This is a genomic window from Lacicoccus qingdaonensis (assembly GCF_900101075.1).
Lineage (GTDB): Bacteria > Bacillota > Bacilli > Staphylococcales > Salinicoccaceae > Lacicoccus > Lacicoccus qingdaonensis.
Genome location: NZ_FNFY01000023.1, coordinates 22,996 through 30,154, shown reverse-complemented (window position 1 = coordinate 30,154; position 7,159 = coordinate 22,996). Strand labels below are relative to the sequence as shown.

10 protein-coding genes are annotated in these 7,159 nt (G+C 44.1%); 1 reads left to right on the top strand and 9 read right to left on the bottom strand.

Translation table 11 applies throughout. The annotated features are described in order from the left end of the window. The coding region (locus BLR15_RS11010; protein WP_143003969.1) for an IS3 family transposase at positions 1–198 on the top strand (198 nt) is incomplete at its 5' end. A gap of 64 nt (positions 199–262) precedes the next feature. On the opposite strand, the gene hisIE is transcribed toward BLR15_RS11010, so the two are convergent. The 9 genes from hisIE to BLR15_RS10965 are packed head-to-tail and all read right to left on the bottom strand — an operon-like array spanning position 263 to position 7,116. Then, a complete protein-coding gene (gene hisIE / locus BLR15_RS11005; protein ID WP_092987437.1) occupies positions 263–886 on the bottom strand; it encodes a bifunctional phosphoribosyl-AMP cyclohydrolase/phosphoribosyl-ATP diphosphatase HisIE in 624 nt (207 codons plus the stop codon). Beyond that, entirely contained in the window at positions 883–1,647 is a 765-nt protein-coding gene (gene hisF / locus BLR15_RS11000) for an imidazole glycerol phosphate synthase subunit HisF (protein WP_092987435.1), read from the bottom strand. The genes hisIE and hisF overlap by 4 nt, the downstream gene beginning before the upstream one ends. Beyond that, positions 1,644–2,345, bottom strand: coding sequence for a 1-(5-phosphoribosyl)-5-[(5-phosphoribosylamino)methylideneamino]imidazole-4-carboxamide isomerase (gene hisA / locus BLR15_RS10995; RefSeq protein WP_092987434.1), 702 nt, complete (start codon positions 2,343–2,345; stop codon positions 1,644–1,646). Before hisA ends, hisF begins: the two co-directional genes overlap by 4 nt. Next, positions 2,342–2,920 carry an imidazole glycerol phosphate synthase subunit HisH gene (gene hisH, locus BLR15_RS10990; protein ID WP_092987433.1) on the bottom strand — a complete coding sequence of 193 codons (579 nt, stop codon included), beginning with the start codon at positions 2,918–2,920 and terminating at the stop codon, positions 2,342–2,344. The genes hisA and hisH overlap by 4 nt, the downstream gene beginning before the upstream one ends. Continuing rightward, positions 2,917–3,495, bottom strand: coding sequence for an imidazoleglycerol-phosphate dehydratase HisB (gene hisB / locus BLR15_RS10985; RefSeq protein ID WP_092987432.1), 579 nt, complete (start codon positions 3,493–3,495; stop codon positions 2,917–2,919). The genes hisH and hisB overlap by 4 nt, the downstream gene beginning before the upstream one ends. Next, a complete protein-coding gene (locus BLR15_RS10980) occupies positions 3,488–4,474 on the bottom strand; it encodes a pyridoxal phosphate-dependent aminotransferase (protein WP_092987430.1) in 987 nt (328 codons plus the stop codon). The genes hisB and BLR15_RS10980 overlap by 8 nt, the downstream gene beginning before the upstream one ends. A gap of 4 nt (positions 4,475–4,478) precedes the next feature. Continuing rightward, on the bottom strand, positions 4,479–5,714 hold the full coding sequence (hisD, locus tag BLR15_RS10975; RefSeq protein WP_092987428.1) for a histidinol dehydrogenase: 1,236 nt from the start codon (positions 5,712–5,714) through the stop codon (positions 4,479–4,481). Further along, positions 5,714–6,316: an ATP phosphoribosyltransferase gene (gene hisG / locus BLR15_RS10970; RefSeq protein WP_092987426.1), complete on the bottom strand. Its 603-nt coding sequence runs from the start codon at positions 6,314–6,316 to the stop codon at positions 5,714–5,716. The genes hisD and hisG overlap by 1 nt, the downstream gene beginning before the upstream one ends. After that, on the bottom strand, positions 6,313–7,116 hold the full coding sequence (locus tag BLR15_RS10965; RefSeq protein ID WP_092987424.1) for an ATP phosphoribosyltransferase regulatory subunit: 804 nt from the start codon (positions 7,114–7,116) through the stop codon (positions 6,313–6,315). The genes hisG and BLR15_RS10965 overlap by 4 nt, the downstream gene beginning before the upstream one ends. Between the last annotated feature and the right edge of the window lie 43 nt (positions 7,117–7,159).

Genomic DNA, 7,159 nt, shown 5'->3' with positions numbered 1-7,159 from the left:
ACCTGTACGGATAATGCGCCGATGGAAAGTTTCTTCGGTCATTTCAAGTGTGAATGTTATGACTTGAAGATGTATCACACATTTGAGGCGTTGGAAAGCGATATCGAGCAGTATATTGAGTTCTATAATCACAAACGTTTACAAGCACAATTAAACAGCCTGGCACCGGTAGAATTTCGGGCACAGGCTGCTGCATAACTGTTTTATTATTTTAGTGTCTACTTGACGGGTGGCGGTTCAAAATTGCCGGATGCTTATTTTTTTACCATTCTTCTATATCTTCACGCACTTTATACGTCAATGTTTCGCCGTGGCGCTCTTCCAGATTCTTCTCGACTTCCTTCAAAGATACGTTCTGCTGCCTGAGCATAACGAGAAGGTGATACAGAAGATCGCTTGTTTCATCTATGACTTCTTTCTTATCGTCATTTTTTGCGGCGATGACGATTTCCGTCATTTCCTCACCGCACTTTTTGAGGATTTTATCCAGCCCTTCATCCATCAGATATTTGGTGTATGATCCTTCTTCGGGATTTTCAACTTTATTTTTAACAATCTTCTCAAGGCTCTGTACATTGAAGTGATCATCTCCGAAGCAGCTCTGTGTACCCAGGTGACATGTCGGCCCATGTGGCACCACCTGAATCAGCAGCGCATCCTGGTCGCAGTCCAGCGCCATCTTTTTGACTGTCTGTATATGGCCGCTGGATTCACCTTTTTTCCAAAGGCGCGCTTTACTTCTTGAGTAGAACCATACGACATTCTCATCGATGGTTTTCCGGTAGGCTTCCTCGTTCATGAAGCCGTTCATCAGTACCTGTCCGGTGTTCCAGTCCTGCAATATCACTGACAGGAGTCCGCCTGCTTTATCAAAATCAGGTGTCATGACAATCTCACCTCGAATCCTTCTTCGTTCAATTTTTCTTTCAAATCTTTAATTTCCACTTTCTGGTTATGGAATATCGATGCAGCGAGCCCTGCAGAAATATCTGTTTCGTTGAACAGTTCCACAAAATGTTCGATATTTCCGGCACCGCCGCTTGCAATGATCGGAATATTGACAAGTTTGACCGCTTCTTTTAAGAAACTGATGTCGAACCCTTCTTTGACACCGTCATGGTCCATACTTGTGATCAGCAGTTCACCTGCGCCCAGGTCAGCAGCCTGTTTCAGCCAGTCGAATGCTTTAATATCCGTCGCTTTGCTGCCGCCGTGGGTGTACACATAGTAATCCTTTCGTTCATTGTCATACTTGACATCAATCGCTACACAGACACACTGGCTGCCGAAAGTGTCCGATGCTTCTCTGATCAGCTCAGGATTTTTAATCGCTGCAGAGTTGATGCTGACTTTATCTGCACCGGCATTCAGCAGCTGTCTGATATCATCCACGCTTCTGATACCGCCGCCGATCGTCAGCGGTATGAACAGTTCTTTTGCCGTTTCCCGGATCATATCCAGCATCAGATCATGTCCATCCTGTGTTTTGGAAATATCGAGGAAAACCAGTTCATCTGCGTTTTCGTCATTATATCTCTTGGCAAGTTCAACCGGGCTGCCCACATCCCGCAAACCGACGAAATTCACACCTTTAACGACTCTGCCGTCTTTGACATCCAGGCAGGGTATGATTCTTTTTTTAATCATTCTATCCCCTCCCAAAATGCGTCATCATGGCTCGCTTTTCCGACTATCGCATTGTCGATGCCCGTGGATTCGAGTTTTTCGAGATCTGCCTTATTCCGTACACCGCCGCTTGCGATGACCGTATGTTTTGTCAGTTCATTGATACGCTTTGTATTTTCAAAGTTTGGACCCTGATTCATTCCATCTTTATTGATATCCGTATAAATGATTCCGGCAAGCTCCAGATCTTCCACTTCCGATACATAGTCGTCAATCGTGATGTTGCTGTTTTCTGTCCAGCCATTGACGTATATATCATCCTGTCTGGCGTCTACTCCGACGAAAATTCTTCCAGGATAAAGTCTGACCACTTCTTTCAGCCAGTCGATGTCCATAATTGCTCTTGTACCCAGAATGAAATAATCGATGCCGATCTCATCATAAGTCTCTATTGTTTCCAGAGTACGTAAGCCTCCGCCAATCTGCATCGGACGATCCGTCAGGGATTTAAGTTTACCGATGACTGTTGTTTCCAGTGCATTCTGTTTCAGTGCACCCATCAGATCCACGATGTGGATTCTTCCAACCTGTTCAAAAGTCGAATAAAACTGCACCGCTTCTTCAGGCGTTCGTTTCATCGATGTTTTCTTATCATAATCACCTTGCGTCAGACGAACATTCTGCCCATCAATTATATCTACAGCCGGTATGATGTTCATTGAAATCCTCCTTTGATTGCTTTACGCAGTATTTCCAACCCGGCATCACCTGATTTTTCGGGATGAAACTGGATACCGATAACATTTTCATATTGTGCAACAGCAGGGACGTCCACACCGTAGTCAGCTGTTGCAATGATATGCGGCGAGCGGGTGACCATGAAGCTGTGTATGAAATACGCATCTCTCTGATCAAGCGCGTCATATCCGCTGTTTAATGTGTTCCACCCGAGATGAGGTATCGTATGATCAGTGTCAATTTTCCTTACCCGGCCCTGCAGCAGCCCCAGTCCGGCTGCATCGCCTTCCTCGCTGTACTCGAACAACAGCTGCATACCAAGGCATATACCGACCATTCGTTTTGTTTCAGCAAGTTCAATCAGGTCTTCCTTTATGCCCAGTGCTTCAATAGTGTTCATCGCTTCACCAAAATGACCCACGCCAGGCAGGATGATGGCATCACATTCCATTAAATCTTCTTTTCTGCTTGATAAAATAAAATCCTGTCCGAGCTTTTCCAGAGCATTTTTGATATTTTGGATATTTCCCAGGGAATAATCAACGATACCTATCATTCAATGACCCCTTTAGAAGAAGGGACACCTGATTCGGTTTCCTCGAGCGCCGCTTTCAGGCTGCGTGCAAAGGCCTTGAAGACCGCCTCGATTTCATGATGTGTGTTGCCGCCTTTCAGCAGATCGACATGCAGTGTCATCCTGCTGTTCATAGAGAGGGCATTGAAGAATTCCATCACGAGCTCTGTATCAAAAGCACCGACTTTCTCTTTGGAAAACTTCGCCTGGAAATTCAGGTGCGGTCTCCCTGATAAATCTAGGACGACACGTGCCAGCGACTCATCCATAGGGATATAATACGAGCCGTATCTCCGATATGATTCTTTTTCCACATACAACTCTCTCAGCAGCCGGCCGAGAATGATTCCGACATCTTCAACCGTGTGATGGTCATCCACTTCATTATCACCGTTCGCATCCACGTAAAGATACAGCTCAGAGTGGAATGAGAGCAGCGTCAGCATATGGTCGAAAAAACCGACATTCGTCGAAATACTGGATTCTTTAAAAGGCTTTTGATCATCCAATTTGACTGTAATCCGTGTTTCCTTTGTAGATCTTTCTTTTTCATACATTCTGATTGCCCCATTCTGAAATTAGTTTATTTAAACGGTCGTAATCTTCATGTTTAATAATGGAGTACCTGACAACATTGTTCAGTGATTCATTATTGTACATTCTGCACCTGTAGCCATTGTCCATCAAATACTGCCCCAAAGCCACTGCGTTTTCACCATAGGTGAAGACGAAGTTCGTATAGGATTCTATGACATTCACTTTGTCACTGACTTTTTCGAAGGCATCTTCCAGCATTTCCTTCGACTTTTTCTGATAGTCTATAAAATCTGCCAGCGCCTCTTTCTCTTCAAAGATTTTTGAAGACAGGTTCAACGATAGTGAATTGACAGGGTAGGGATGGTTGATGCCGGTCACTTTCTCAAAAGTTTCTCCTTCGGCAATGACAAGTCCGACCCGGAGGCCGGCGATACCGTACATTTTGCTTAAAGTCCGGATGATCAGAACATGTTCACCTTCCGGGTTATCAAAATCAGGACCGAACTCGGCATACGCCTCGTCGATGACCAGGCAGCCGCCGATCTCTTTCATGGCATCCGACAGTTTTTTCAGCTCTTCATATTTAAACAGCTGGCCGGTCGGGTTATGCGGCATCGATATTAAGAATAAAGACGGCTGTTCCTTATGAATCCGGGTAACGACTTCATCAAAATCAAACCTGTAGTTCTCATCACACGGCACTGTCGTGAACTTCGCATCAATCTGGGCTGAATACTCCTCATACATGACGAAGTCAGGTGACACTGTCATTACGCCGTCCTGTCCGAGTGTCATAATCACTTTCTGGATCCATTCATCGGAACCGTTGGCCACTTCGATGTTGTCCGGATTTAAATCGTAGTAATCCGCATACATTTTTTTGAAATGATCGATTTCTGCACTTGGATACTCATTAATTTTTGTTCTGGATAACACTTCCATCATCGCTTCATCCGACAATGGTGATATTGGACTCATATTCCTGTCCATGATGATCATGTAATCACTCCGTTCTAATTTTCAATGACTGATAATGTGCATCAAGTGCTTCTTTTTTGGCGATTGTCATCGCAGGTCCAGCAATGTCCTGAAAAGTGTCTTCATTCAAAGAAATGATTGCGTGGCTCGTCAGGAAATCATTGACGTTCAGACCATGGCTGAAACGGCCGGTACGGTCCGTCGGCAGCACATGTGACGGTCCGGCGGCGTAGTCCCCTATTGCCTCAGGTGTGTGGTAACCTTCAAAAACCGCACCTGCATATTTGATGTTTTTAACGATCATGGCCGAATCCTCATGCTGGACAGACACATGTTCCGGCGCAATATAATTTACGAGGTCCAACAGTGCCTCTCTGTAATCGACCACAGCATAGTGGTTGTCCTCTATGGAAGCTCTTATGATATCCGCTCTCGGCTGGGCATTGATCATATCTTTCAGCCGGTGTTCTATACGGTCGATGATATCCACGTCTTCACTGAGTAAAAATGTCCGTGCATTGGCATCATGTTCCGACTGGGCATAAATATCATAAACGATTGAATCCACGTCCACTTTATCATCTACATAAAGCAGGATTTCACTCGGTCCGGCAATCATATCGATGCCGACCTCCCCGAATAACAGACGTTTTGCCATGGCAACATAGTAGTTGCCCGGCCCGACAATCTTATCGACTTTAGGTATCGTTTCAGTGCCGTAGGCGAGTGCTGCGACTGCCTGTGCGCCGCCGACGGTATAGACATTTTTCACACCACAAAGATAAAGTGCCGCAAATGTGATGTTATTGTCTTCGAAAGTCGGTGTAGTGACGTGGATTTCTTTCACTCCCGCAGCAATTGCAGGCACCACCGTCATCAGTACACTGGAAGGATAGAGCGCAGTGCCGCCCGGTACATAGACACCGACTTTTTCAAGCGGATGATAAACATATTTGAATTCACCGTCATCCTGATCCGTATATTTTATCGTCTTCTGATAATCTTCTGTTCTCTGCCTGATTGTTTCCAGTGCATCTTTTTCTTCTGCAGGCAGAGAGTCATAACTTTTCCTGAGCTTTTCTTCATGCACTTTAAAATTATCCAGCTTCACACCGTCAAATTTCTCGGTATAGCTTCTTAAGGCACTGTCTTTATTGTTCTTGACGTCTTCCAAAGTTTTGATGACATTGCTCATGCCTTCAAAACTTTGATTCTCAACATATTTCTCTTCAAATACTTTTTTAAATTCCAGAGCATCCATTAGAAAACCCCGATTTCTGTCAAAAATTTATAGATTTCATCTTCTTTTGTATAGAAGGTTCTTTTATTCGCAATCAGACGTGCATGTATGTCCATGATTTTTTCATATTCGATCAGCCCGTTATCTTTCAGTGTGTTCCCCGTCTGTACGATATCCACGATGCCGTCAGTCAGGCCGAGCAGCGGAGCAAGCTCGACGGAGCCGTTCAGGTGTACCAGCGATACATCCATCTTCTTCTCCCGAAAATATTTTGAGGCAACATTGGTGTACTTAGTTGCGATGGTTTTCATTTCTCCCTGGCCGGGCAGGCCGGCCACTGAAAAATGACAGTCCCCGAATGGAAGCTGGGACACATTGAGTATATTGAACTTGTCCTCTGCGATGATATCCGAGCCGGCGATGCCGATATCCGCAACCCCGCTTTCGACATAGGTCGGGACATCCGGACCTTTCGCAAAGATGAACTTCACATTATCCACCACTGTATAAAGCGAGCGGGTTTCTTCGGATAATGGCTTGATATATTGTGTCAAATCATTGTTCTCCAAATAATCTGTAAAATCCTTGAATAATCTGCCTTTGGTCAGCGCGACAGTAATCATAGCAAACCTCCATTCGAAAGATTCACGGCAATACCGAATGCATTGCTGTTGTATTCTCCACCGCTTAAGAGCGGGTAGTCGTGGTTCAGGAATACTTGAAAATAAAAACCATTATAGTATGACTGGGGAGAACGGAATGATAGATCCAGTATGAATTTCATATTATAATCTTCCAGATAATTTCTTAAATGGTTGATGAACCCCAGTACTTCACTGGTTTCAAATTCATTGTTGATGATCTCAATCTGATCGCTTACTTTGGCAGTCATCAGGACAGTGAGCGGGTGCGCTTCACCGAGCACCTTTCTGATTTCCGATATATTTTTTTCATATATGAGTTCTTTTATGCTGCTGTCCAGATCGTACTTCTCAATATATAAATCGAGGAGCTCATCATTGTTTACGACAATGGCCCTGTATCTGTCAGCAGTCTTGCTTTTGAAAAATGACAAATGCATATCAATGCTTTTCAATATCTCTTCTTCACCGGGACCGTAAAGTTCGACACCTGCCTGATAAAAGGTCTCATAATCTCTTACAACCGGTCCGAAATAGCCAAAGTGACTTTGATTTAATTGGTAATTTTCATTGTAGTTTAAAAGAGACCGTGTCCAATCACTTCTGATAGACATCAATTGTTCGTTTCTTTCAAAAATGATCGTTGCAGGATGATGTTCTTTATCCTCGATGTAAAAAGGTTCCACCATGTTCATGTCGACCAGCTGGTAATTTTCCTTATCCAGCAGTTCTGTGTAATCCTGTGCCAATTTCAAGCGGTTGATAATCAATGTGTTCTCCATAACAAATCTCCTTTAACACTTTAGCGTAGTAAAGAATAACTAA

Excerpts from the sequence above, each read along its gene's own strand:
- hisD (WP_092987428.1), bottom strand. The coding sequence starts at position 5,714 with ATGGATGCTCTGGAATTTAAAAAAGTATTTGAAGAGAAATATGTTGAG.
- hisA (WP_092987434.1), bottom strand. The coding sequence starts at position 2,345 with ATGAACATCATACCGGCTGTAGATATAATTGATGGGCAGAATGTTCGT.
- hisIE (WP_092987437.1), bottom strand. The coding sequence starts at position 886 with ATGACACCTGATTTTGATAAAGCAGGCGGACTCCTGTCAGTGATATTG.
- BLR15_RS10980 (WP_092987430.1), bottom strand. The coding sequence starts at position 4,474 with ATGATCATCATGGACAGGAATATGAGTCCAATATCACCATTGTCGGAT.
- hisB (WP_092987432.1), bottom strand. The coding sequence starts at position 3,495 with ATGTATGAAAAAGAAAGATCTACAAAGGAAACACGGATTACAGTCAAA.
- hisH (WP_092987433.1), bottom strand. The coding sequence starts at position 2,920 with ATGATAGGTATCGTTGATTATTCCCTGGGAAATATCCAAAATATCAAA.
- hisF (WP_092987435.1), bottom strand. The coding sequence starts at position 1,647 with ATGATTAAAAAAAGAATCATACCCTGCCTGGATGTCAAAGACGGCAGA.
- hisG (WP_092987426.1), bottom strand. The coding sequence starts at position 6,316 with ATGATTACTGTCGCGCTGACCAAAGGCAGATTATTCAAGGATTTTACA.
- BLR15_RS10965 (WP_092987424.1), bottom strand. The coding sequence starts at position 7,116 with ATGGAGAACACATTGATTATCAACCGCTTGAAATTGGCACAGGATTAC.